We start from the raw sequence: 26,253 nt of genomic DNA, 5'->3' as shown, positions 1-26,253 counted from the left end.
TTAATCTTTATCAACGATGAAGCCTTGGAATACTTCAACAAAATGTTCAGTTAGGAAATCTAGCTGAATTTGTGTTTCCACACGTGATGCAATCGTTGTGATGCCCAAGTTATGTGCGGTGCGAGAAATTGAAGTCAAAGTGAATTTCTGTTTCTCATCATGTAAGTTATGAGTGAATAAGTAATCTAGCTTCACATACCCAGGGCGGAACTCTTGAATGTAATCCAGTGATTGGAAGTTACGTCCATAGTTATCAACACCAAACTCAGCGCCCGCTTGGCGAATGGCATTACATAGCAGTGCGGTGTGGTGTGGGTGTTCAACAAAACAGTCTTCAGGTATCTCAAAGTGTAGCATTGACGCTGCTTTGGTATGCTTCTCCAGAATACTGGTTGTCCAACGAATAAAGGACGGTTGAGCCAAGCTGCTTTGTGCAATGTTGATAGCAACAGGATCTGTGAGTTCTCCGCTTTCTAGCATCGTAATCATGGATTCTATGACGTACTGGTCGAAGATATTGGTTGCTTCAAGCTGCTCTAATGCAAACAGATATTGGTTCGCACGGTAAGTCTCACCATCTTTTTCAATGCTAGAGAACACCTCTTTATGGAAGACTTTACCCCAAGAGTTTTTCGCTTCTTGAAAACGGAATTTGATCCAACCGCTATGAATCGCTTCTTCTACCAGAGCTTTCCATTGCTGTTTACCCATCAAGCTTGAAGCGCTATCACTAGCGATGAAGCCGTAAGCCTTGTCTGGTTCTGACTTCGCTTTTGACAGCGCATTGTCCACCATAGACATAACTTCTGTTCTGGTTTTCTCTTCTTTACTGTGTGCTACACCCAGAGAGGCTTTTGGCTTAGCCATGCCTGTAGGGTCAGTATTTAGGCCATTCACACAGTTCATGATGCTATCAGCCATTAGGCGTAGTTCGCTTTCATCCATGTGTGGGAATAGCAAACCAAACTCATCACTAGATAAACGTGCGATTGTCGCTCCTGGGACATCAATGGTGTTCTTCAAACGCTGAGAAAGTTCTTTTACATGCGCATCTGCACGTTGGTAGTCCTTCGTTTCGTAGATATCACCAATGTACTCTGCATGTAGCAAGGCGATACCACCTTGAGTTTGTTCTGCGAGCCATTGGTCTACTTGGTTAATGTAGAACGAACGGTTACCCAGTTTTGAAATTGGATCTAGGTAGGCTTGAGCACGCAGACGTTGGGCTTCTTTGGCTTGCTCTTTAAAAGAAAGCTCGATTTGCGCAGACATGGTATTAATGCCATCAACAACGGCGATCAGATCTTTTGTCTTAGGACGTTTTAGCGGGTCACCAAACTGGTTGTTAGCGATTTCATGCATCTTCTTCACAATCGCATCGAGCGGCTTTAATGAGCGGCGTAAGATGTAAGAGATAGAGATTAGACCCGCTAGGAAAATCAAACCAAAGGCGCTTAGTAGACGAATAAACCCTTGCCACAGCTGCTCGTAAGCCGCACCTGGGTGGCTGATGATTTCAACTTCGGCTAACTGCATCCAGCCACTGGTTACCACACGCTTATCATGGATAGCTTTAAAGAGGTTTAGATCGATAAACCATTGTGGTACTGAGGTTGGCTTTACTGGGTACGAGCGTACGATTTGATAGTCTGAATCTAGCGCTGTTAAACGCACTACCGAATAGGTACTGCCGTCGAACAAAGCGTTGATTACTGACTCTACGGCAACCTTATCTTTGTTCTTTAGATAAGGCGCAAGAGCGAGACCTACCGTATTAATGGTATTGTTGACCTCTGAACGTTGCTGTTGCTCTAAGCTGTTACGAGTAGTGTTGAATTCGATTACGAATACTGATGTCATCAAGAGTATAAAGACCGTAACCATTCCCACTACAAGTTTCTTATAAAGGGTCATGTTTCTTACTCGTCATAGTTAATAATAGGTTTGTTTAAGTGCAACTTACGCTCGCGCGAACGTAAGTCATTCCAAAGGCTCAAACGTGATGATTTCCCGGCGAGTTCACCGTTACTGCCTGCAGATTTCATCAACCAAAGGTTTGAACCGTTAAAACTGTAAATCGGTAGCAAGTCGCTACGTTTGGAGGCTTTGACTACTTCTGGATTTATATTGTCCAAAATCAAAGGCTCTGAGCTTTGTGTTGGGTAATACGCGAGAACCATATGGAACTGATTCAGTTCAATGGCTTTAACGTACACCAAGCGCATTTTTGAATCAGGAACACCCAATTCAAGCAATGAGAAATACTTGGCGATAGTAAAATCTTCACAATCTCCGGCGCTACTACCTAAGAACTCTAAAGGTGTTGCCCAGTAGTCCTTTTTCCCCCAAAGCTTTATATCATCGACAAAATACATTTGGTTGAAAAAGTCATTGACTCCCGTCAGTTTTTCTTGAGTAGTAAGGTGTTGGTATAACTCAATGTTTTCCCGCCATGTTTTAACACGTAAGCCCGCTCTTTCACCGTAGGTGTTGGTGACCGCGTTTATCCATTTCTGCTCAAGTGGGCTCTGAGCTCCTCCGGGAAGAGCGAGCAAACTTAAACTCAACAGAACGCTAACTTTACGCTTTAAATTCAGTGGCATAATCGATATACATCACAACTGTTATCACGATCAATGTTCGTCATTGAGAACTTACTTAATTTGAGCTCGTTGATCGGATCTTTGCTTCGATGCTTACTCCTTTAATGCGTTATTTTTTGCACTCAAAATTGGCTTCAATAGGTACTCCAATACTGTTCGCTTGCCTGTGATGATATCAACAGACGCGGTCATACCTGGAATAATCGGCAGATCGGCACCCTTACCAAAATTGGTTTTATCAGTACGTACGCGGACGATATAAAAGCTATTACCTTCTTCGTCCTGAGTAGTGTCTGCACTGATGTGTTCGAGTACCCCTTCTAAGCCCCCATATTTAGTGAAGTCATAAGCGGTGAACTTCACGATGGCGTGCAAATCTGGACGTAAGAATGCAATATCTTGAGGGGCGATTTTCGCTTCCACCAACAAAGTATCTTCGGTTGGAACGATTTCTACAATGTCCATACCGGGCTGAATAACCCCGCCAACCGTATTGACGTTTAACGTTTTGATCGTGCCTGTTACAGGGGATACGACGATAGTCCGGTTAACACGGTCTTCTAACCCAACCGCAGATTCAACCAACGCAGACAACTGATCTTGAGTTTTATTGAGTTTCTCTTGTTGCTCCGAACGAAACTTAAGTGCCACATCTATCCGGTTCAACATTGCCTCTTTGATCGAAGATTTGATCACCGGGATTTTAAGTTCGCTCGATGTCATTTCACGGCGAGATTCGTTGACTTGACGCTGTAGTTTCAATAGCTCAATACGTGGAACGACGCCTTCATCAGCAAGAGGTTTCGTGATATCCAGCTCTTTCTTGGCAAATGAGTAACTCTGACGCAAGTTGCGCACACGAGCTTCGATCTCAACGAGATCTTGCTGTTTCTGTTTTACCTGTTGATCAATGACCGATAATTGGTTGCGCAGGTTGTCTAGATCTTCACGGTACTCCGCTTTTTGGCGTTGAGTCAGTTTTGGCTGGTTTTCTTCTAATGTCGGTGGGAAGGTCAGTTTTCCGTAATCAAGCAGAACGCTTTTCTCCCAATCCTTTTCATCAAACTCTCGATTCACTTCGACACTGCTAATAGAGGCGGAGAGCTGCAAAACTGACGCGGTTAAGTTCGCCACTTGCTGCTCTCGTTCACGAAAGTCAGAGCGAAAACGCGTGTCATCAATCAAAAGCAATTGCTGACCTTTTTCGACTTGTTGGCCTTCTTTGACAAGGATCTCTTTAACTAAGCCACCTTCTAAGTTTTGCACGACTTGTATTTGCGATGAAGGAATGACTTTTCCCTGACCAACCGTGACTTTGTCAATCTCTGCCCAAGATGCCCAGCCAATCGCGGCAGCGAAAAAAAGCACCATGACCCAAAGCATTAAACGGGCACTACTTGGTGTGTTGAGAAGCAATGCTGCGGTCTTGTCGTCAACAAAATCCAACTCTTCGTTGCTGAGTTTGTTGTAGTTATCTCGGCTCATTACATTCCTTGTTTTATAAAGAATAAATATCTTTTTGATTTTATTCTCATTTATTGACCATGTTAAGTAATAGCAACAGGATCAATAAATTAATTCTATCTAGGCCTTGAACTGTGTTTTGTCCAACTGATGCTTTTTTAGCTTGTCATACAATGTCTTGCGTGACACGTTCAATTCTAGTTGAACCTCTTTCAGCCTGCCTTTATGGCGTTGTAAAGCATCAAATAACAGACAGTATTCAAAGTGTTCTGTGCGCTGAGTCATACTTTGGAGTTCAATACTGCGTTCGTTACTCCATTCACTCATAGGAAATGCTGCTGGTTTTAATGCTCGTAGCTCGGCGAACTGTCGTAGTTGTTTGATGTTCTCAGGCCACGACATTTGGGTTACTTGGTTTATTTCTTCCAATGTAATTTGTGGCGGCTGCAACTGATATCGGCTCGCGGAGTAGCGGACAAAGTGCTTATACAATGGAGCGATATCTTCTTTGCGTTCGTCCAGTGTGGGTAAGTGAATAACGAGAGCGGTGTTTTGAATATCAAAGCACGCACTGATGCCAGCACCTAAAACGCGTTTCAACCCAGGGTGCTGCACCAGTTTATCCCAACGATCGGCAGGGAGATATTCGAGACTGTGGACGTATAAACTGGATGATGATTTGCCTTGCGTAAGATAATCAATGCTTTTAGTAAATGCTTCATCAGAAAGTTCAGATAGATCGTACCCTGAAGCGATAAGTAGTTCGCTGTCTGGCGTCGCGTGAATATCGTGAGCAAACTGGGCAGCTAAGCGGCGGCCAGTTCCTTCTTTGCCTAAGAATATCATCGGTTTATTTGGTGTGCTGCTAATGATGGTTCGACGTATTGTTACCATTGCTTGGCTGTGACCGATCATTTTGGGACCAACATGAGTTTGCATGTCGAGCTCTTTTTTAAGCCATACGTTTTCTTGCAGGAGCAGCAGCTTGTCTTTGGCATTGTTCAGTGACTTCATTAGTTGCTCAGTCGAGAATGGCTTTTCCAAGAAATCATAAGCGCCTGCTTTCATCGCTTCCACAGCCGTTTTAACGTCACCATGGCCAGTGAGGACAATGACTTGAAAGTGTGCATTTTTGCTTAGTAGGGTTTTTATGAATTCGAGCCCATCCATGACGGGCATATGAATGTCCGTGATAACTACTGCTGGCGTTTGCACGTCAATTTCCCGGAGTGCTTCTATGGCATTTGGAAAGCAAGTAACGGTTAGTCCTTCAATCATTAATGCTTGGGAAACAGCATCACGAATGTGGGGCTCATCATCGACAAAATAGATTAGATCATTCATGAGGTTGCTCCGTAGGTTCTGTTACAAGAGGGACGGTAATCACGAAGGTCATGCCAGCTAACTCATGGGTACTTTTGTTGGCGTGATTAAATGCAGTCAAACTGCCGCCGTAGCTCTCAAGAATCCTTTTAGAAATCGTAAGGCCAAGCCCTAAACCTTCTGGTTTGGTCGTAAAGAATGGATCAAACACTTTTTCTAATGAAGAGTCAGACATCCCCGGACCATTATCAGAGATTAAAATGTCACATAAATTATCGTGACATTGAACAGCCAGCGATATCTGAGGATCAATACGTTGTCCATCCATGGCTTGAGCCGCATTGTGAAAAAGATTAATCAACACCTGCTCAAGCTCGACACTGTGAATGGCTAAGCTTATGTTGCGGTGAATGGTTGGGACTTTCAGCGTGACGCCTTGTTTGATCAGTTTGTTGCTCAGTATGCTGGTGGCGTTGTGAACAGAGTCATGCAAATTGGCGATTTCATTATGTGTGTTTTGATCTGATTTACGAGTAAACACTTTTAAGCGAGCAATCACCTCTGAAATTGTATCATTCAAGCTCAGCATCTTGGCAAGATTAGCTGTGACCACAGGGTATTGTTCCATTGCCATCAAACGCTGAGAGTTTTCTGTGTATGTTCTCAGTGCGGCTAGAGGTTGGTTAATTTCATGGTTAATGCTGGCTGAAAGCTCTCCTAAAAGAGCGAGCTTTGCGGCTTGCGTGAGCTCTTGCTGAGTTTGTTTAAGCTCTTTTTGGCTCAGCTGATATTGACTAATTGTTTGTTGTAACTGTTGGTTTGCCTGACTTAGTACTACGGTTCGTTGTGTTACTTTTTCTTCCAAACTGACATTCATTTCAGCTAGACGAGCTTTGTTGACCATCATCTGAAACCAAGCAAGTGCGATTAAGCTCATTAAGCTGTAGAAAATCAGAAAGATGATGTCTGCTTGTAATGCTGCCATCAGAATTTGATTTTTCGTGACGATAGCAATGACTCGATAACCTTTTGCATGCAAAGGCTCGGCAAAGGCAAGGTAATGCTCTGATGGCAGCAAAGAAGAGTGCTCAAAATCCGTGAAGTCACCTTCTTGGGTTATATCGCCACGGTATTGAGGGAGTTGGTCACCATATTGTTGTGTGCGTGTGAGGTAGCTTGTTTGTGACACTGTTAAGGGGAACAGCGCTTTGTATCGCCAGTTGGGCAAATTGCTCATAAACACAATATTGTGTTCATCTACCACGAGTATATCCGTCGATTCTTGAGCAAGGCTTTGTTCGAGTTGTTCGAGGTTTACTTTTACCGTGATAACACCAAGCACGTTTCCATCGGCGATTAGCGGGGAAGCAAAAAAATACCCTCTTTTATTTGAGCGAGCCCCAAGCGCAACATATTGAGCTTTCTCCCCTTTCATTGCGTTTTGGAAATAGGGTCTAAAGCTAAAATCTGCACCAACGAAACTGTCTGCTTGTTCAAAGTTGCTTGATGCGATTACGGTTCCTGTTCGGTCATGAACATAGATCGTGTCGGCAAGACTTTGTTTAAGCCAGTCCGATAATAGTTGATTAAGCGATGATGAAGGTTCTTGATTTTTAAGTGCAGACAACAGGCGAGGATCATGGCTTAGTACGTTGGGGATTTGTTCAAACTTCGCCAGTTCAGCGTCGATTTTTTGTGACACTTGATTTGCTAATGTTGCAAGAAGTGATTGCCATTGGCGTTGCTGATATTGAGTCGCATAGTAGTGGGTAAGCAGTAACCCGACGAGTCCAACTGCGCTAATCAATAAAACAAAATGCCGAATGGCTTTAGGGTTGAGTATGTTCACGGCGAGCTCACTGGTTTTTAACGCCATGTTAGCAAAAGGCATTTAAAGGTACATTGAGCCACAACCACAACGAGAATTAGATCTGAATTTTGTGGGTTTGAACAAGGAATATCGGCGTATCAAAGAGTAGGGTGAGGCCCATTACCTTTGCGCTAACAAGGCTGACCTTGTAATTCCCCACCATCAAGCGCACAATCGAGAAAAAATAGTGAAGGAGTGAAGATGGAACTTTCCGACATCCGCCGTGAATACACAAAAGGTGGCTTACGCCGTAAAGACCTAAAAGCGGATCCAATCGACCAATTTAACTTATGGTTGGAGCAAGCAATCCAAGCTGGTTTGACTGACCCAACAGCAATGACAGTTGCAACGGTTGATGAAAACGGTATGCCATTTCAACGTATTGTTTTGCTTAAGAACGTCGATAAAGACGGCTTCGTTTTTTATACCAACTTAGGCAGCCGTAAAGCCCAGCATCTTGAGCACAACAGCAATATAAGCCTCCATTTCCCATGGCACCCGCTTGAGCGACAAATTCATATTACTGGTGTCGCAGAGAAGTTGTCACCAATGGAAAACATGAAGTACTTCACTTCGCGCCCGAAAGAGAGTCAGCTAGCGGCCATTGCGAGTAAACAAAGTAGCCGCATCTCTGCTCGTGGTGTGCTAGAAGGAAAATTTCTAGAGCTGAAACAGAAGTTTGCTAAAGGCGAGATCCCTGTACCTACCTTTTGGGGAGGGTTTAGAGTTAAGCCTAAGAGTATTGAGTTTTGGCAAGGTGGTGAACATCGTCTGCATGACCGCTTCTTGTTCTCTCAGCATGATGGCGAGTGGGATATTGATCGCTTAGCGCCATAGCTTTGAACATCAGATAATAAAACACCGCCGAAAGGCGGTGTTTTGTTTTGAGGCATTTATTGCTTAAGCTCGCTTATCTTCTATCTCCTCACCAAGGAACCCCCCAGTTTGGTGAGCCCAAAGTTGAGCATAAATACCGTTGTTAGCGATAAGCTCTTTGTGCGAACCTTGCTCGACGATGTTGCCTTTATCAAGCACAATCAAACGGTCCATTTGCGCAATAGTCGACAAGCGGTGTGCAATGGCGATAACCGTTTTTCCTTGCATCAGCTCGTTCAAGCTTTCTTGAATAGCGGCTTCAACTTCTGAATCCAACGCAGAGGTTGCTTCATCAAGTACTAGCAACGGTGCATCTTTTAGTAATACGCGAGAAATCGCGATACGTTGACGCTGACCACCAGACAATTTCACACCGCGCTCGCCTACTTGTGCGTCGTAACCTACGTTGCCGAATGGGTCGGTTAGGGTATCGATAAACTCATGTGCATGCGCCTGCTTGGTTGCTTTTAGCAGCTCTTCTTCTGTAGCATCAGGGTTGCCATACAAGATATTGTCGCGGATAGAGCGGTGTAGCAGAGAGGTATCCTGCGTTACCATACCAATCTTTGAGCGTAGTGAGTCCTGAGTCACACTTGAAATTTCTTGGCCATCAATCTTAATACTGCCTTCTTCAACATCATGGAAACGAAGCAATAGGTTCACTAAGGTTGATTTACCTGCTCCAGAGCGGCCAACTAAACCCACTTTTTCACCGGGTTTGATATTAAGGTCGAGGTTGCTGATCACGCCTTTTTTCTCACCGTAATGGAAACTGACGTTGTCAAAGTGGATACCACCTTCAGACACTTGTAGAGCTTTCGCATCCGGTTTGTCTTGGATATCAATAGGCTTAGATAGTGTTTTCATACCATCGACAACAGTACCCAAGTTTTCGAACAGGGCTCCGACTTCCCACATGATCCACATCGACATACCGTTAATTCGCAGTGCCAAGCTGACGGCAATCGCAATTGCCCCGACACTGATGGCACTGTCCAACCACAAGTAAATCGACAGTGCAGCTACCGAGAACACTAATAGGTAGTTGGAGATTTCGACTGCTACATCAAAGCCTGTCACCAAGCGCATTTGACGATAAACGGTATTCAGGAAGCCTTTCATACCTTCTTCGGCATACTGCGTTTCTCGTTTGCTATGAGAGAACAGTTTCACGGTTTGAATATTGGTGTAGCTATCGACAATACGTCCAGTCATGGTTGAACGAGCATCGGCTTGCTCGGTTGCTACCTTTTTTAGTTTAGGGACAAAGTAAATCTGAATAGCAATATAAGCGGCTAGCCATACCAGCATCGGGATCATCAAGCGCCAGTCGGCAGCCGCTAACATGACGATGATGCTGGTGAAGTAAACCGAGACGTAGACAAACACGTCCATTGTCTTCATGACGGTCTCTCGCACCGCTAAAGAGGTTTGCATTACCTTAGTAGCAACACGGCCAGCAAAATCATCTTGATAGAAGTTCAAGCTTTGATTGAGCAAGTAACGGTGTGCAAGCCAGCGTACTGACATTGGATAGTTACCCAGCAGAGTCTGGTGAATGAGTAGCGAGTAAACTACGACCAAAATAGGCATGACAATCAGCAATAAAGAGCCATAGAAAATAAGGTCGGCTTTATTGTCTTGCAAGAAGGTTTCTGGATTGCTGGTGGATAGCCAATCAACCAACTGGCCCATGGCACCAAACAGAGACACTTCGACGATCGCCACAATCGTCGACATTAAGGACATGATGATCAGCGGCTTTTCATATCCACGAGTATAGTGGCGTAAAAAAGCAAAGATCCCGGTAGGTGGCTGATCAGGGGTTGATTTGGGGAACGGCTCGGTAAAGCCTTCAAATCGTTTAAACATAACTCTTCCTAAAGTTAATAGTTGCCATCTCAGTAATTGAATCCATCAATTCTTCCTGCTTTGGACGAAGCAGTTAATACCGAGTATGAGACAAGACATATTGTGGTCTGCTAGCCAGAAAAGCAGACTCTTTTGCGTATATGTGAGAGGCGAAAAAATAGTCTAACCGATTGCCTTTTAAATGTAACTAGTTGGTTATAAAGAATTCGCTAGTGCATTATTCTTGAGATGACCATTCACGCGTCACAAAACAGTAAATCGACAAAGTGACAATAAAAAGTCGGGTTAATCCGGTTTTATACCAAAATATTTACTTTTGGTTGATGGATTTATTATTAAAAACAGCAAAACCGCGCTTAACAATAAATTTACAATCTCATCATTCTAGTGAAAAGGAATGTATTGGATGCTATTACACGAATCAGTGCCTCAGAATGCACGTGAACCAGAAGAAAGTACGCAAAGTGCTCAGCGTCATACCGCTAATTGTGTTGTGATGGTTCCGCCGAAAGAGTTTCGCTTTAATGAAGAAACCGCGCAAGACAACGAGTTTCAACACCAAGTGCCTCTGACTCAGGAAGAGGTCTCACGTAACACCATGGCTGAATTTTCCGCGATGGTTGAAACATTGCGTAAAGAAGGCGTGCAAGTCGTCGAGTTTGATTACCCTCAATCAGACATTGCCACGCCAGATGCGGTGTTCCCGAACAACTGGTTTAGCACCACTCCAGAAGGCACTTTGTATACCTTCCCGATGGCGTGTGAAAACCGTCAGCATGAAGTTCGCCCAGATGTGCTGGTCGCAGCATTAGCGCAAGCGGGTCGAGAAGTGCATCAACAAGATTCATTAACCGAATACCTTGATGAAGAAGCCTACCTAGAAAGCACTGGTGTGATGGTGTTTGACCACTTCAACAAAACCGTTTATGCGGCCCTTTCACAACGTTGTGATCGCCTAGTGCTAGAAGACTACGCCAAACGCATCGGTTACGATCGTGTGATCTCTTTCCAAACCCGTTTACCTTCTGGTGCGCCGATTTACCACACTAACGTGATGATGGCGGTAGGTGAGCAGTTCTGTGTGATTTGTGATGAAGTGATTCCAGAGTTTGAGCGTCGCTTTGTGCTTAAGTCATTGGCAAAAGACAAGCAAGTTATCTCGATTTCTCTTGAGCAGATGAATCAGTTCTGCGGCAATATCCTTCAACTGGAAACGGTACGCGGCGATAAGGTGATTGCTATGTCTCAATCGGCTTATGATGCATTCTCACCTGCACAAAGAAATCAACTAGCGACACATGGAAAATTGTTGCCATTCGATGTTTCTACCATCGAATCGATTGGCGGTGGTTCTGTACGTTGCATGCTCGGCGAAGTGTTCCTACCAAGTCGCAAAGCTGTGCTCTAACACACCCGCAAATTTCCTTCAAAAGCACCATGCTGAAAGATGTGGTGCTTTTGTGTCATTCTCGTCGTATCTAGTCTAAAGAAGGAGCTTCACTTTCCCGCGCGCTATCTGTTTTTTCATGACAACAACGAGCGTGCAGATCCTCATAGCCATCATAAGCGCATTCACCAATACTGTTTCTCGGACACACAGAATATTGGCTTCGACCAATGAGCTCTGTTTGACATATTGGACAGTACTTTTCCATAGTCACCTCCCACAACTAACGATTGAAAATTTCGTCCGTAGACACGAGCACAAGAGTAATTTTAGACCCTAGATTATGACCGTGATGTGAAGGTTTTGTGTGCGGATAAGAGAGTATTCGCTGCCATAACAGCACTCTGACAGAGTGCTGCGTAAGGTAAATTTTCATTTTTTGACCAGGATTCTGATTTAAAAAGAGAAAAGGCAATTTGAACTATGCTTATATACTTGATGCTTGGCTGTATGCCGCTCTATTTTTGCAGTGACTTTTAGAAGCCATATCACAAACATAATTATCCTCGTTCTGAACCAACCAGTTGGGTTATTTTCGCTGCTTATACTTAAGCATCAATCCGTTGGTTGAACTAGTGAATATGGAGATAATAATATGCCAATGAAGGTACCTAAAAACGCGACATTTAAGAAACACGGTATTGGTAATCACCTTTACTTATGGTCAAAAGAGAAGGGAAAGCCAACCTCGGAACATTTGATCATTAGTGCCCATGGACGCACCTCTAGTAAGAGCCCAATCAAATTAGCCGCCAATGAGAATCTCCAGTTCTACTGTGAACATGGATACACGCAAGGCGGCAGCATGGATATTCGCAGGCTCGCTTCGGGTTATGTGAAGCCAAGGCAAATTATTACCAGCACTGATCTGGATAAAGATTATGACCTGACCAAGTATCAAAGTGCGGACGAGGCGGAAACTTACGCTTACATTGCGCAAGGCATGCATGACCTTGAATCGTATTATCGTGACGTGTTAAAGCTGAACGATGAGGTCGTTGAACAATTTCTGATGCAGCACAAAGGCACCGTTCAAATGGATGTATTGACCATTCGTAACCGTAGCTGCGGCACTCCACCAACCTTATTTGAAGCTCTCAAATTGCTCCAAGACAACGACATCAAATACAGCACCATCCATTGCTCGTTTTGTCGTGGATTACAAAACGGAACCAATTTTGGGCAGCAAAACCCTGTTCCTTTGGGTAAGTCGATCTTTGATTAGAGCCAAACAAGGTTTTGATAAATGTAAGGTCAGCTGTAGAGCTGACCTTTTTGGTTGTTATCGTTTACTCCAAAATTATTACCGGGTGAGAAAAAGGGCTAAATACATTAGCCCTGATTTAAAGTTTGTGTCTGGTTATTATTTTTACTCGATAGATACAAGCGATATATGGTCAGTAAGTTGGTGATGATAAATGTACTTTCGACTAATGAACCACCGATAGAGCCAAGCCAAATATTGTGGCTGACCCAGCAAAAGGAATTAAACAAAATTAAGCTACGTAGAGTGATGCCTTGTTTGGAAAAGAGTGCCCAAGTGGCGACGGATGATCCTATCACCGTGAGTAGCTCAAAAAAGTGAGTGATGTTTGGAAGGGTCATCAGCCACATAAGAGCAATGAAGAACCACATCACTTTGCGTGATTGGGTTTTGATTGAGGCGAAACTGCGAATGCCATTAATGATCACACCAATGGCGGCGACGGTTGCGCCCATCAGGGAAAAGTGAATACCCATGATGAAACAAAACGCCATCATCTGATAGCGAAAGCGCATGTCGTCTTTCTGCCAGAATGCTATCACGCCAACCATAAACGCAATGCCACCAATGCCTTGTGCTAACCAGTTTTCCATTTGTTTCCCTAGAGTGTTGTTCTTTGAGTTATTTCCATTAAGTGAGTAAGCAATGGTCATCCTTCAAAGTTGCCAATCTTTTAGAGTTTGATTCAGTCTGTGAGTAGATCCTTAATCACGCTCGTGACTCGCTTTTCAGGATGACGAATAGGGAGATATTTATCATATCGTCATTCCGACGAGCCTAGGCGAGATCAGGAATCTACTTACCGCGATAACCCAATCAATTTAGCCGTGCTTTGAACGAATCAGCCCTCCACAAAGGGAGGGCTGGGCACTTTATCTAAATTGCTAAGGGGTTACCCAAGGCTACTTACCAATCATTACTCATTTACAAGCGCTACTGCTTCGCGAGTCAGGCGTGCAAGCTCTTCCCAGTTGCCCGCTTCGATCAGTTTCTTGTCTACCATCCACGTACCACCACATGCCAATACGCGCGGGATAGCTAAGTAATCTTTGATGTTCGCAGGGTTAATGCCACCAGTAGGCATCAGTTCAATGTCGGTGTATGGCGCGAGCAGTGATTTCACCATGTTGATGCCGCCAGAAGCTTCGGCAGGGAAGAACTTCAAGGTGGTTAATCCCATTTCCAGTGCGGCTTCAACTGTGCTTGGATTGTTCACACCCGGTACGATATCAATCCCGATTTCTTGGCACGCTTTAACGGTATTTGGGTTAAAGCCAGGCGATACGATAAAGGTTGCGCCTGCTTCTTTTGCAGCAATTGCTTGCTCTCGGTTCAGTACCGTACCTGCGCCAATCAGCATGTCTGGCTGGGTTTCACGCAGTAGACGAATCGCTTCTGCAGCCGCTGCTGAACGGAAGGTGATTTCAGCCGCTGGTAATCCGTTTTCTGCCAGTACTTTACCCAGTGGGATAATGTCTTCTGCTTTATCAATGGCGATAACTGGGATGACTTTCAGAGCTTTCAATTGTTCTTTAATGCTAGACATGAGTGTTCCTTAAACGACGCCAAGCGCCGGTTGTGTGAATGCTTTGGGAATGATGGCGCCGCGATGTTGAATCACAGCACCTGCCAGTGCGTTGCCTCTTTGACATGAGGTCGCGAGATCGGCGCCAGCAAGGTAAGCCGATAAAAAGCCACCATTGAATGAGTCGCCCGCCGATGTGGTGTCCACCACTTGAGCGACAGGTTGGGTTGGCACGGCTTGTGGAGCCAGAGCCGCGCTCGAACCCTGATTTGTTGAGTCTTGAACTAAGCAGCCATCTGCGCCGAGCTTGACGATGCATTTGCCTACGCCAAGAGAGGTAAGGCGTTTAATGGTTTGCTCTGGTGTATAGTCACCCCAGATCAATTGCTCATCATCAAAAGTCACCAAGGCAACGTCCGTCAGTTGATACATGGCTTGGTAAACATTTTTGACGGTTTGATTATTGTCTCGAGGCCATAGTGCTGGGCGGAAGTTACTATCAAACGCGATTTCAACGCCTTGGGCTTTAAGCTCGACCAATAAGTTGAGCAGTGAAATTCGGTCTTCTTCTGGCAAGATGGCCAAAGAGATACCACTGAGAAACACCGCATCCACTTTAGTTAATGCTTGCTTAACCAGCCCAAAGTTAGGATGTTGAAGTAAGTAACGCGCAGCTGATTGGTTACGCCAATATAGGAACGTACGCTCGCCTTGGTCATCAAGCTGAATCAGGTATAAACCCGGCGTACGAGTCTCATCGCGCAGCACTAAGTCTGTTGAGATACCTTCGTCTTCCCAGCGAGTCAGCATGCCTGTACTGATTGGGTCATTGCCAAGCGCCGTAACGTAAGAGACTTTGACTTCATCAGGTTTGTTATTGGCTTCGCAGCCACGGCTCAAATAAACCGCAGCGTTGAGCGTGTCCCCACCAAATGTTTGATGCATTGAGCCGAACGGTTTGCCATTCAGCTCAATCATACATTCACCAATAATGGCGATGTGCTTCATTGGTTACGACCTCTCTTCAAAGTAGCGTTTTGCGTTACCAAAACAGATGTCTTCAACCATAGGACCAAGCAACGATAGGTTACTTGGAACTTCGCCGTTCTCTGCCCAACGGCCGACCATGTCACACAAGATGCGGCGGAAGTATTCGTGACGAGTGTAAGACAAGAAGCTACGCGAGTCCGTTAACATGCCGACGAATTGGCTGAGCAAACCAAGTTGAGAAAGCTGTTCCATTTGGCGTTGCATGCCGTCTTTCTGGTCGTTGAACCACCAACCTGACCCAAACTGCACTTTGCCAGCGATACCGCCACCTTGGAAGTTACCAATCATGGTCGCCATCATTTCGTTATCACGAGGGTTCAAACAGTAAAGAATAGTGCGAGGCAGCTCGTTGGTTTGGTCCATCTCATCCAACAGGTGTGCCAGTTCAAAAGCAAATGGGCGATCGCCAATCGAGTCAAAGCCAGCATCAGCACCTAGTAGTTGGAACATGCGTGTGCTGTTGTTGCGTTGTGCGCCAATATGAAGCTGCATGACCCAGCCCAATTGTGCGTAGCGTTTGCCGAGCCACACTTGAACCGCGGTAGAGAACTGCGCGCATTCAAGCTCTGACAATATCTCGCCATTCAAACGACGAGTCAGCAACGCATCTAAATCAGCTGCGCTTGGAATTGGTGCGTAACGGACGATCTCAATGCCGTGGTCTGCCGCACGACAGCCATGTGCATCGAAGTGTGCCAAACGTTTATCAAGCGCACTCAATAAATCATCAAAGCGGCGAATTTCAATGTCTGCTACTTCGCCCAGTTTGTGCATGTAATCCGCAAACACGTCCAATTCAATCTTGAACGCTTTATCCGGACGCCAACTCGGCAGCACTTTAACGTTAAAGGTGTCGTCTTCTGCGATCGCTTTGTGGTGTTCTAGTGAATCGATAGGATCATCGGTCGTGCCCGCCATTACGACGTTCATTTGCTGCATGATGCCGCGAGCCGTGAACTCAGGAGTCGCCAGTAGCTCATTACATTGATGCCAAATTTGGTCTGCTGTGTCTGGGCTAAACAGCGTATTGGTAATGCCGAATGGTCGACGCAGTTCTAGGTGCGTCCAGTGGTAAAGTGGGTTGCCCAAGGTTTGAGGAACCGTCTTCGCCCACGCCATGTATTTGTCGTAATCGCTAGCATCACCCGTAATCAAACGCTCTTCAATGCCTGCCGAGCGCATGCCACGCCATTTGTAGTGATCGCCTTCAAGCCAGATTTGACCCAAGTTATCGAACTGACGATTTTGCGCCACTTCCGCTGGGTTTAAGTGGCAGTGGTAATCATAAATTGGCTGGTGGAACGCATGCTCATGGTACAAGCGACGTGCAGTTTCGTTTGAGAGTAAAAAGTCTTCACACAGGAAATTCTTCATCGTTAACTCCTATTACAACGCAGCGACAGTGGCACGAGCACCGTTATCGATTAGCGATTGGTAAGCACTGCTCACCGCATCAATCACTTGTGGGTTTTGACCAAGCTCTGCAGGGAAGATGGCTTCAACCGCGAGCAACGCAGGCACAACAGAAACGTTCAAGCCGTGTTGGTCGCAGATCTGACGTAGTGTCTCTGCCATTGGATCTCGGACATCAATGTCGTTGCCTTGCTCGTCCACGCCGGATACGTAGCGCATCCAACCTGCAATCGCTGTTGCCAACCATGAGAAATTAGAACCTTGAGCAAGATGGAATCGTAAGCTGCCACCCATGCGTTGTGGGATCTTCTGGCTGCCATCCATCGCGATTTGCCATGTTTTGTGTTTTAAGCTTGGGTTAGTGAAGCGCTCGATAAGCAGCTTCGCGTAGCCTTCTAAATCGGTGCCTTCTGGCATGGTCAGCGAAGGAGCTTGCGCTTGCATCATCATATCGAATGCCGCTTTGCGGTAGCCTTCATCTATCATGGTGTCAGAGATGTGCGCGTAACCACCAAGGTAACCTAGGTAGGCCAAGAACGAGTGGCTACCATTTAGCATGCGCAGCTTCATTTCTTCGTAAGGCACAACGTCGGCAACAAATTCTGCGCCAGCCACGTTCCAATCTGGACGACCTGCCACGAAGTTATCCTCGATAACCCATTGGCGGAAAGGTTCACAAGCGATGCCACATGGATCTTCACAGCCAAGTAGCTCAGCGATTTCGGTCAGTGTCTCTTCGGTTGCTGCTGGCACAATGCGGTCAACCATGGTGCAAGGGAAGGTAACGTTGGTTTCAATCCAGTCGCGCAATTCTGGGTCGAGCAGTTGAGCGAACTCAAGTACCGCTGCTTTTGCTACGTGACCGTTCTCTTGCACGTTATCGCAAGACATCACTGTAAATGGCGTCAGACCGCGTTCACGGCGCATCTTCAGTGCTTGCACGATGTAGCCCAATGCTGATTTTGGCTCCGTTGGGTTGGCAAGGTCAGCAATGACTAGCGGGTTGTTTTTATCAAGTGTGCCTGTCGCTGGGTCGGCGCAGTAGCCTTTCTCGGTAATCGTCATTGAAACGATAGCCACTTGTGACTCGGCCATTTTTTCTAGCACCGCTTGAATGCTGTCGAGGCTTGGGTGGAGTGATTCGGTCACTGAGCCAATCACTTTTACCTCAGTCGATTCTGCGCCTTTTTCTGCCACCGTGTAGAGGTGGTCTTGCGCGCGCAGCGATTGAATTAAATCTTCACCACCAAATAGGTTGATCTCGCAAATGCCCCAGTCAGAGCCCGTTTTGCTCAGCATTTCATTGGTGAATAGAGCTTGGTGTGCGCGGTGGAAAGCACCGAAACCAAGGTGAACAATACGGCTTTTAAGCGTTGAGCGGTCGTAGTCCGGAAGCAGAACGTGGTCATTCAGAGTGGAGTTCGAAATAGTCTTCATTTTGGTATCCCTTTTCCCGCAGGCGAACCTGCGGGATGGTGTATTTTAATAATTCGTAATCTAAAACTTATAACCAAGCGCTTAGTAACCAAGAACAAGGTTAGGCAAGAACAGGCTTAGCTGAGGAATAAAGGTTACGGCCATTAGAGCTGCAATCAGTGCAACGTAGAATGGAAGTAGAGGCTTAATCACTTTGTCGATGGCAACGTTCGCCACAGAACAACCGATGAACAACGCGCTACCTACTGGTGGGGTACAGATACCGATAGCCAAGTTGAAGGTCATCATGATGCCGAAGTGTACAGGGTCAATACCCATATCCAGTGCGATTGGCAGGAAGATAGGCGTAAAGATCAGTACCGCTGGTGTCATGTCCATGAAGATACCGACAATCAGCAGAATGACGTTGATGATAAGTAGAATCATCATTGGGTTGTCAGAGATAGCAAGTAGGGCATCTGCAATCATGTAAGGAATGTCGGCGTTTGCCATCGCCCAAGACATGCCCATTGATGCGCCAACCAGTAGTAATACGATAGAAGTGGTCACCGCAGACTCTAGGATGATCTTTGGAATGTCACGCCATTTCACTTCGCGGTAAATCAACACCGCTAACACAAAGGTATAAACCACCGCGATAGCTGATGCTTCTGTTGCCGTAAAGATACCGCCAATGATGCCACCCATGATGATCACAATCAGTGCCAAAGATGGAGCTGCTTTCAAGAAGGTATTCCAAACCATTGCCAGAGAAGGGCGTGCTGCCACTGGGTAGCCACGGCGTTTTGCAATGATACCTGCCACCACCATGATGCTTAGACCCATCAAGATGCCAGGAATGTAACCCGCTAGGAACAATGCCGCGATAGACGTACCACCAGACACTAATGAGAACACGATCAGTGTGTTACTTGGCGGAATTAGCAAACCAGATGGGCAAGAAGTGATGTTCACTGCCGCAGAGAAGTTCTTATCGTAGCCATCTTTCTTTTGCAGAGGAGACATGGTGCCGCCAACCGCAGCTGCAGACGCTACCGCAGAGCCAGAAATCGAACCAAACATCATGTTCGCCATTACGTTCACGTGTGCAAGTGAACCAGGAAGGCGGCCACCGAGTACTTTTGCAAAGTTGATAAGGCGCAGTGCGATGCCACCTTGGTTCATGATGTTACCCGCCAAGATAAAGAACGGGATTGCCAGTAGAGCAAAGTTATCAAGGCCTGCCGCCATACGCTGCGCCACAACGGCGATAGCAGGTTCTAGCGGTAAGCTCATTAAAATAGTGGCTAGCGATGACAAACCGATAGCGAAAGAAACCGGTACGCCAATCGTCAATAAGACCGCGAAGCTACCGAACAGGGTGAGAATTAATTGCCATTCCATTGTGGAACCCTCTATTAATCAAGCTGGGTGTCGGTGAGTAGGGCTTCACCAGACGTCAATTGTTTTACACGGTCGAAAGCAAATACCGCAGAGTAGAAGATCATCAGTGCGCCACTGATTGGTAGGCAGAAGTAGATGTAGCCCATTTCCAAGCCAAGCGCTGGTGTTAACTGGCCAGTTGCCAGTGTTTTCAGTGCCAGTTGTGTACCGCCGTGAACCAACACCACGCAAGAGAACAGCGCGATGGCAATTTGGATGACGATTTCATTGATGAGTTTGCGCTTGCCTTGTAGCTTCATTGTTAGCAAGTCGATAGCAAGGTGGCGTTTAAGACCAGTGGTGTATGCCGCGCCAATTAACGCAACCCACATAAAGAGATAGCGAGCAAGTTCGTCAGTAACGGTGCTTGGTCTGCCAATCACATAGCGTGATAACACTTGCCAGACTACGCAAATGACGAGGAAGGTCGAGAGAGAGACCGTAAAGGCAGCCAGCCCCCTGTTTATATATTTGACCAATTTATTCATTTTTATTTCCTTTAAGTAAATACGCGCACCTCATAACAACTGGTTAACCAATGTGAGAAGTTGTTTCTGTGTAGGGCAGTAACATACGCTAATCTTTCTGGTCGGATTATAAGTTAGCCAATTTGGTTGTCACGTGAGCAGGTTCACAATTGGATTGGTTGACCAATTTAAGGATTGTGATTGTGATTTTGGTCAATCAATTTGCATTTTTGTTTTGACGATAGGTTTTTTGATCGCCAATAATGGCCTCGAAACAAGAAATACCGTTAAAAAATTAAAACTACCCTACATATTGGACAACCAATCCAAGGAGAATAGAACAATGATGACGCGTAAGACTCTTTTAAGCGCTGTAGTCGGTGCTGCAATGACCTTCGGCGCCACCGCTTCTGCTTATGCTGCGACCACTTTGAAGCTGAGTCACAACCACCCTCGTGACCATGCCGTGCATAAAGCAATGGACTTTATGGCAAAAGAAGTTCGTGAAATGACAGACGGTGAAGTTCGTATCCGCATTTACCCTGATGCACAGCTAGGTACACAGCGTGAATCGATGGAGCTAATGCAAAACGGCGCTCTAGATATGGTGAAGAGCAACGCGGCAGAATTGGAAGCTTTCTCCCCAGCTTACGCAGCATTCAACATGCCTTACTTGTTCCGCGATAAAGACCACTACTACAAAGTGACAGACGGTGAAGTAGGCCGTGAAATCCTGAATTCTTCAGCGGACAGCGGCTTTATTGGTGTGACTTACTACGATGCCGGTGCGCGTAGCTTCTACACCAATAAACCAATCAATACGCCGGAAGATCTAAAAGGTCTGAAAGTGCGCGTACAGCCAAGCCCATCAGCGATTGCGATGGTAAAAGCGTTAGGTGGTAACCCAACACCATTGGCATACGGTGAGCTCTACACAGCATTGCAACAAGGTGTTGTAGATGCTGCGGAAAACAACATCCCATCGTTCAGCTTGAGCCGTCACAGTGAGGTATCAAAGTACTTCAGCTTAGATGAGCACACTATGGTTCCGGACGTTTTGGTTATCTCAACGAAGACTTACGACAAGCTAACGCCAGAGCAGCAAAAAGCACTGATGAAAGCAGCGGCAGACTCTTCGGAATACATGAAGAAGCTATGGGCTGAGTCAGAAGCGAAAGAGCGTGCGAAAGCAGAGAAGATGGGCGTGACTTTTGTAGAGCCAAATAAAGCGGCATTTGTTGAAGCGGTTCAACCAATGTACGCGGACCTAGAAAAGACAAATCCTGAATTAAATGAATTGGTTGAGAAAATTAAAGCCGTTCAATAATTCACAATTTAATTAGTACGAAACAATCGAAAACAAGGTGTTACCACATTCTGGTACATAGAGGTTGACCAATTGTTATTGGTCGTTATGATGGCGTGAGAAGTTAGATGGAATATAGTGATAATATCATCATGATGCCTTTTGAACCGAAAAGACCGTATCAAGAAACCGGTCTAGTCCTAAGACAAGAGTTAATCAACGGCCTGTACAAGGTTGGTGATAGGTTGCCGCCTGAGCGCGATATCGCAGAACGTCTCGACGTTAGCCGCACAGTAGTGCGTGAAGCGATCATCATGCTTGAGCTGGAAAACCTTGTCGAAGTGAAGAAAGGTTCTGGGGTGTATGTCATCAATATTCCATCTCAACCGAACTCCCGTGAAAACGTGATCAGCGATGATGCCGGTCCGTTTGAAATGCTCCAAGCTCGCCAGTTGCTTGAAAGTAACATCGCTGAATTTGCAGCGATGCAAGTAACGCCAGGCGACATCGTGAAAATGCGCGCAGCCCTTGAGTTAGAACGAGAAGAACTCGCCAGTGGCACCGCAGATTGCAACGGTGATGAGAAGTTTCACATGTGCATTGCAGAGGCAACTCAAAACTCTGTGCTGGTGGACATGCTGAAGCAATCTTGGGAGCGACGCGAGAGCAGCCCAATGTGGAAGAAACTTCATTCTCACATTGCTGGTCAAGACTACCGTGAAGAGTGGTTAGACGATCACGCCAAAATCCTCGCCGCATTGCAGCGTAAAGATCCTATCGCTGCAAAAAATGCCATGTGGCAACACCTTGAAAACGTTAAACAGCGCCTGTTGGAGCTGTCTGACATCGATGACCCAAATTTTGATGGTTACTTATTCAGTTCCAACCCTGTTGTTCTGCAGGGCGCTGAAAACGGTTAACCACATTGCCGGCTTCGGTCGGCTCTAGTCAGCGCAGCTGCATTATCGTGGCTGCATATTAAGAAGTCGTTGTGCACTTAGCTTGAATAATTCGAGCGGGCTGAGTGCGTCTTAAAAAAGGTGAGTGTCATGGAACAAACTTGGCGTTGGTACGGTCCGAATGACCCAGTGTCGCTAGACGATATTCGTCAAGCTGGCGCAACAGGCATCGTGAATGCCTTACACCACATTCCAAATGGTGAAGTGTGGTCGAAAGAAGAGATTTTAAAACGTAAAGCCATCATCGAAGAGAAAGGCTTAACGTGGTCGGTGGTTGAAAGTGTTCCTGTTCACGAAGAAATCAAAACTCAGACGGGCAACTTCCAACAATGGATCGACAACTACAAACAAACGCTGCGGAATCTAGCAGAGTGCGGCGTAGATACGGTCTGCTACAACTTTATGCCGGTACTCGATTGGACACGTACTGACCTTGAATTTGAAATGCCAGATGGTTCTCGAGCGCTACGCTTTGACCAAATCGCATTTGCGGCATTTGAGCTGCACATTCTTAAACGTCCGGGCGCAGAAGCGGATTACACCGAAGCTGAGCAAGCTCAAGCGCTTGAGTACTTCAACAACATGACGGCAGAGCAAATCCAACAACTGACAAGCAACATCATTGCTGGTTTGCCGGGGGCTGAAGAAGGTTACACGTTAGAAGAGTTCCAAGCTCAATTGGACCGCTACGCTGGTATCAGTAAAGACAAACTGCGTGAGCACATGGCGTATTTCTTAGCGGAGTTAATGCCAGTGTGTGAAGCGCATGGCTTAAAATTGGCGGTGCACCCAGATGATCCACCGCGTCCAATTCTTGGTTTGCCGCGCATCGTTTCAACTATCGAAGACATCGACTGGTTAACCGAAAAAGTACCAAGCAAGATGAACGGCTTAACCATGTGTACCGGCTCTTACGGTGTGCGTGGTGACAACGACCTAGTGAAGATGATCAAAAAGCATGGCGATCGTGTTTACTTCACTCACTTGCGTTCAACCAAGCGTGAAGAAAGCAACCCGATGACATTCCATGAAGCCGCGCACCTAGATGGCGATGTGGATATGTACAACGTGGTGATGGCGATTTTGGATGAAGAACAACGCCGCGCAGAAGTCGGCGATCACCGTTTGATCCCAATGCGTCCTGACCATGGTCACCAAATGCTGGATGATTTGAAGAAGAAGACCAACCCAGGCTACTCAGCCATCGGTCGCTTGAAAGGCCTTGCGGAAGTGCGTGGTCTAGAGATGGCACTAAAACGCGCTTTCTACACCAAATAAGTAAAAAACCGCAAACCCATCTAACAAAACGCAGAGTCTAGGCTCTGCGTTTTTTCGTTCTTAATTCTCTGAATCTTATCCATAAAAAGTATCTGCAATGTTTTGTCAGATGAATACCCAAAAATATTTTGCATCTTTTTCTGACCGCCGTCGTCTTATCTGTATAAAAACGTTTTCGACCGGAGAATTCCATGTTCAAGCCACAGCCAACGCGCTCAGATATTAAAGACAAATTCATCAAGCATGATAGCCAAATGCTCAACCAAGTGTACGGAACAGACCAAGTCGTACCGTATTGGATTGCCGATATGGACTTTCCTATTGCATCGCCAATTTCGCAAGCGATGCAGCAACTTGTTAGCCGCGAAACCTTCTCATACGAGTTTGATAGCAAGACGGTTTTTCAGTCCATTGCTGATTGGAATAAGGATTTGCATGGTCTTGAACTTAGCACTGATAACTTTGTTCAAGTGCCGGGCGTACTGAGTGCGATTGCGCTACTGATTCGCGAGTTCACCAAAGAAGGTGAGGGCGTATTGATTCAAACTCCGGTTTATCATCAGTTCCGACGTTTGATTGAGTCAGCTGGCCGAACCGTTGTTGGCAACACAATGAAAATTGAAAATAACCACTACGTGATGGACTTTGAACTGCTTGAAAACCAGTTGAAAAGTGGTGAAGTGCAAATGATTTTGCTATGCAATCCTCATAACCCAGTGGGGCGTGTTTGGACGAAAGCAGAACTAGAGCGCATGGTGGCGTTAGCTGAGAAGTACAATGTGATGATCATCAGCGATGAAGTGCATGCCGACATTGTGTTTGAAGGTTCCACCTTTACCAGTATGACTTCATTAGGTTATGAAAACAGCCTGACGATCATTGGTTCTCCGGCGAAAAATTTTGGTTTGAACAGCATCTCTAACGGCTACATTTATAGCGATAACCAAGCTCTTTTCGAGAAGATAAAAGCGACATCCGCTTCACTTTCTATCGATCATGGCAATGCGTTTACTACCTACGCGACGATTGCGGCTTACCAACAGGGCAAAGAGTGGTTTGAAGGTTTTCATGCTTACACGCAAAACAATCGTAACTGGATTATTGAGTTTATTGAGCACAACTTGCCACAGGTGAAAGCATTCCTGCCACAAGGAACCAATCAAATTTGGTTGGATTTTTCTGGTTTAGAATTGGAATCTTCTCAGCTAAAAACCTTGCTGACAGAAGAAGCCAAAATGGCGCTGACGCCAGGTACTTGGTTTGGTGAACCCAATGAAAACTACTACCGCATGAACTTCGCTTGTTCTTTAGAGCAAATTCAAACCTCGTTTGAGTTGCTTAAAGCCGCTGTCGATAAACGCAAATAAGTGAAGTGGTAGGAGAATAAAACGATGACACAAACCATCACTAAAGGCATCAAAGCCCTAGCAGAAGAAGCGCGCTTGAGTGTCGCAGATCTCTCTATTGAGGATGCCAAAGCGCTGTTTGCAGACGAAGGTTACGTATTCGTGGATGTACGAGAAGTCGATGAAAGGCGCAAACTTGGCGTTATCCCGGGGGCATTTACCTGTCCAAGAGGCATGTTGGAGTTTTTGATTGATCCACAATGCCCAGTGCACAACTCAGTCTTTGCTCAAGATAAAACGTACGTCTTTTACTGCGCACATGGACTTCGTTCCCTCTATGCAGCGAAACAAGCATCTGACATGGGGCTTAGGCCTGTGCTCAACCTTGCTGGTGGTTTTGCTGAATGGATGAAAGCAGATGGCGCGGTTGAGTCTGAGTCATAATGTATAGGTCATACTTGCCATACGGCTTATATTTCGATTAATATCGAATTATTGTTTTATGTATAGAGACCGTCGCATGTTAGCAGAGTGGTTGGCACACAAAGAGCAGCTTAAAAACTACATTGTCAAACAGACCAGTGATCCAGATTTAGCCGATGACATTTTGCAAGAGGTGTACATCAAGGCGAGTCAAAAGATCGATCAGTTAGAAGCGCGAAGCAAAATCAAAAGTTGGTTATATCGCATCACGCACAACGCGATCATGGATCACTATCGTACGCACCAAAGTTATGAAGAGCTGATAGACAATCAGGTTGAAGAGGAAATGCCGATTGAGCTGGAGAATCTCCAAACCATGGGGCATTGTTTGCGCCCAATGTTTGAGTGCCTGCCAGAGAAATATCGCCAAGCCATGATTCTGTCTGAACTCGACGGTTTGCCTCAACAAACGGTAGCGGAGCAGTTGGGGCTTTCGCTTTCTGCGACGAAAAGCCGAATTCAGCGCGGTCGAGTTAAGCTCAAAGCCTTGTTAGTTGAGTACTGCAATGTTGAAGCAGGTCGAGGAGGTATCGTTGATTTCTCACCAGAACCGCAGTGCCTTCACATGGCTCAAATGTACAGTGCTGAAGTGGCATAAAGCCGGGATATCCGTTCGATTTACAATGTAAAAGAGCAGAGTTTTGGTTCTGCGTTCACATTTTTAAAAGTTGTGGTTACTGAACGTATTAATTCGGACAAATGTAACGAATACATTCGATGATAAGTCCGGTCTCTTGATTAGGGCGCGGCATGTGAGGGCAGCAATGCTCTCCACTCCAACCTGTGTCGCGCCCGTTTTATCTCAAGCGACGTGAAGTGGTGATACTATCGAACTGCGTACGCCTTGA

Annotated in this window: 22 protein-coding genes; 9 read left to right on the top strand and 13 right to left on the bottom strand. The window is 45.8% G+C overall.

Annotation, left to right across the window (positions count from 1 at the left end; genetic code table 11):
• The 5 genes from J4N37_RS20515 to J4N37_RS20495 form a co-directional block, all read right to left on the bottom strand.
• Entirely contained in the window at positions 1-1,914 is a 1,914-nt protein-coding gene (locus J4N37_RS20515) for a bifunctional diguanylate cyclase/phosphodiesterase (protein ID WP_252043270.1), read from the bottom strand.
• A 5-nt stretch (positions 1,915-1,919) separates the two neighbouring features.
• Entirely contained in the window at positions 1,920-2,603 is a 684-nt protein-coding gene (locus J4N37_RS20510) for a transglutaminase-like cysteine peptidase (protein WP_010453726.1), read from the bottom strand.
• Positions 2,604-2,696: 93 nt separating this feature from the next.
• Positions 2,697-4,088 (bottom strand): HlyD family type I secretion periplasmic adaptor subunit, encoded by a 1,392-nt coding sequence (locus tag J4N37_RS20505; protein WP_045385780.1) that lies wholly within the window; start codon positions 4,086-4,088, stop codon positions 2,697-2,699.
• Between the two features lie 99 nt (positions 4,089-4,187).
• Positions 4,188-5,411 carry a sigma-54-dependent transcriptional regulator gene (locus J4N37_RS20500; protein WP_252043269.1) on the bottom strand — a complete coding sequence of 408 codons (1,224 nt, stop codon included), beginning with the start codon at positions 5,409-5,411 and terminating at the stop codon, positions 4,188-4,190.
• Positions 5,404-7,281, bottom strand: a complete 1,878-nt coding sequence (locus J4N37_RS20495; RefSeq protein WP_045385784.1) for a sensor histidine kinase — start codon at positions 7,279-7,281, stop codon at positions 5,404-5,406. The genes J4N37_RS20500 and J4N37_RS20495 overlap by 8 nt, the downstream gene beginning before the upstream one ends.
• Positions 7,282-7,461: 180 nt before the next feature.
• Between J4N37_RS20495 and pdxH the strand changes: the two genes are divergently transcribed.
• Positions 7,462-8,097, top strand: a complete 636-nt coding sequence (gene pdxH, locus J4N37_RS20490; protein ID WP_010453734.1) for a pyridoxamine 5'-phosphate oxidase — start codon at positions 7,462-7,464, stop codon at positions 8,095-8,097.
• A gap of 63 nt (positions 8,098-8,160) precedes the next feature.
• On the opposite strand, the gene J4N37_RS20485 is transcribed toward pdxH, so the two are convergent.
• The gene (locus tag J4N37_RS20485) at positions 8,161-10,008 is read right to left on the bottom strand and encodes an ABC transporter ATP-binding protein (protein WP_138940832.1); all 1,848 of its coding nucleotides are present in this window, start codon (positions 10,006-10,008) and stop codon (positions 8,161-8,163) included.
• Positions 10,009-10,414: 406 nt separating this feature from the next.
• On the opposite strand from J4N37_RS20485, the gene J4N37_RS20480 reads away from it, so the two are divergent.
• Together J4N37_RS20480 and J4N37_RS20475 are read left to right on the top strand one after the other, a co-directional pair.
• Positions 10,415-11,416, top strand: a complete 1,002-nt coding sequence (locus J4N37_RS20480; RefSeq protein WP_252043267.1) for an arginine deiminase-related protein — start codon at positions 10,415-10,417, stop codon at positions 11,414-11,416.
• A 634-nt stretch (positions 11,417-12,050) separates the two neighbouring features.
• Positions 12,051-12,680 carry a putative adhesin gene (locus J4N37_RS20475; protein WP_005449940.1) on the top strand — a complete coding sequence of 210 codons (630 nt, stop codon included), beginning with the start codon at positions 12,051-12,053 and terminating at the stop codon, positions 12,678-12,680.
• A 107-nt stretch (positions 12,681-12,787) separates the two neighbouring features.
• On the opposite strand, the gene J4N37_RS20470 is transcribed toward J4N37_RS20475, so the two are convergent.
• The 7 genes from J4N37_RS20470 to J4N37_RS20440 all read right to left on the bottom strand — a co-directional run bounded on the left by J4N37_RS20470 (position 12,788) and on the right by J4N37_RS20440 (position 20,054).
• Positions 12,788-13,312, bottom strand: coding sequence for a YgjV family protein (locus tag J4N37_RS20470; RefSeq protein WP_252043266.1), 525 nt, complete (start codon positions 13,310-13,312; stop codon positions 12,788-12,790).
• 323 nt (positions 13,313-13,635) lie between these two features.
• Positions 13,636-14,265: a bifunctional 4-hydroxy-2-oxoglutarate aldolase/2-dehydro-3-deoxy-phosphogluconate aldolase gene (locus tag J4N37_RS20465; RefSeq protein WP_005429019.1), complete on the bottom strand. Its 630-nt coding sequence runs from the start codon at positions 14,263-14,265 to the stop codon at positions 13,636-13,638.
• 9 nt (positions 14,266-14,274) lie between these two features.
• Positions 14,275-15,252: a sugar kinase gene (locus tag J4N37_RS20460; protein WP_252043265.1), complete on the bottom strand. Its 978-nt coding sequence runs from the start codon at positions 15,250-15,252 to the stop codon at positions 14,275-14,277.
• Positions 15,253-15,255: 3 nt separating this feature from the next.
• Positions 15,256-16,668, bottom strand: coding sequence for a glucuronate isomerase (gene uxaC / locus J4N37_RS20455; protein ID WP_252043264.1), 1,413 nt, complete (start codon positions 16,666-16,668; stop codon positions 15,256-15,258).
• A gap of 12 nt (positions 16,669-16,680) precedes the next feature.
• Entirely contained in the window at positions 16,681-18,144 is a 1,464-nt protein-coding gene (locus tag J4N37_RS20450; protein ID WP_252043263.1) for a mannitol dehydrogenase family protein, read from the bottom strand.
• An 81-nt stretch (positions 18,145-18,225) separates the two neighbouring features.
• The gene (locus J4N37_RS20445) at positions 18,226-19,527 is read right to left on the bottom strand and encodes a TRAP transporter large permease (protein ID WP_252043261.1); all 1,302 of its coding nucleotides are present in this window, start codon (positions 19,525-19,527) and stop codon (positions 18,226-18,228) included.
• A gap of 14 nt (positions 19,528-19,541) precedes the next feature.
• Complete coding sequence (locus tag J4N37_RS20440; RefSeq protein WP_252043260.1) at positions 19,542-20,054, bottom strand: TRAP transporter small permease; 513 nt, start codon at positions 20,052-20,054, stop codon at positions 19,542-19,544.
• A gap of 322 nt (positions 20,055-20,376) precedes the next feature.
• On the opposite strand from J4N37_RS20440, the gene J4N37_RS20435 reads away from it, so the two are divergent.
• The 6 genes from J4N37_RS20435 to sigZ all read left to right on the top strand — a co-directional run bounded on the left by J4N37_RS20435 (position 20,377) and on the right by sigZ (position 26,003).
• Complete coding sequence (locus J4N37_RS20435; protein WP_045385795.1) at positions 20,377-21,360, top strand: TRAP transporter substrate-binding protein; 984 nt, start codon at positions 20,377-20,379, stop codon at positions 21,358-21,360.
• Between the two features lie 107 nt (positions 21,361-21,467).
• A complete protein-coding gene (locus tag J4N37_RS20430) occupies positions 21,468-22,259 on the top strand; it encodes an FCD domain-containing protein (RefSeq protein WP_009706637.1) in 792 nt (263 codons plus the stop codon).
• A 129-nt stretch (positions 22,260-22,388) separates the two neighbouring features.
• Positions 22,389-23,576 (top strand): mannonate dehydratase, encoded by a 1,188-nt coding sequence (uxuA, locus tag J4N37_RS20425; RefSeq protein ID WP_005434165.1) that lies wholly within the window; start codon positions 22,389-22,391, stop codon positions 23,574-23,576.
• Positions 23,577-23,767: 191 nt separating this feature from the next.
• The gene (locus tag J4N37_RS20420) at positions 23,768-24,943 is read left to right on the top strand and encodes a MalY/PatB family protein (RefSeq protein ID WP_252043259.1); all 1,176 of its coding nucleotides are present in this window, start codon (positions 23,768-23,770) and stop codon (positions 24,941-24,943) included.
• 24 nt (positions 24,944-24,967) lie between these two features.
• A complete protein-coding gene (locus J4N37_RS20415) occupies positions 24,968-25,366 on the top strand; it encodes a rhodanese-like domain-containing protein (protein WP_252043258.1) in 399 nt (132 codons plus the stop codon).
• 76 nt (positions 25,367-25,442) lie between these two features.
• Positions 25,443-26,003, top strand: a complete 561-nt coding sequence (gene sigZ, locus J4N37_RS20410) for an RNA polymerase sigma factor SigZ (RefSeq protein ID WP_252043257.1) — start codon at positions 25,443-25,445, stop codon at positions 26,001-26,003.
• Positions 26,004-26,253 lie beyond the last annotated feature (250 nt).

Origin of the sequence: Vibrio sp. SCSIO 43153, assembly GCF_023716625.1 — a bacterium.
Taxonomy (GTDB): Bacteria; Pseudomonadota; Gammaproteobacteria; order Enterobacterales; family Vibrionaceae; genus Vibrio; species Vibrio rotiferianus.
This window is presented reverse-complemented; position numbering and strand designations above follow the sequence as displayed.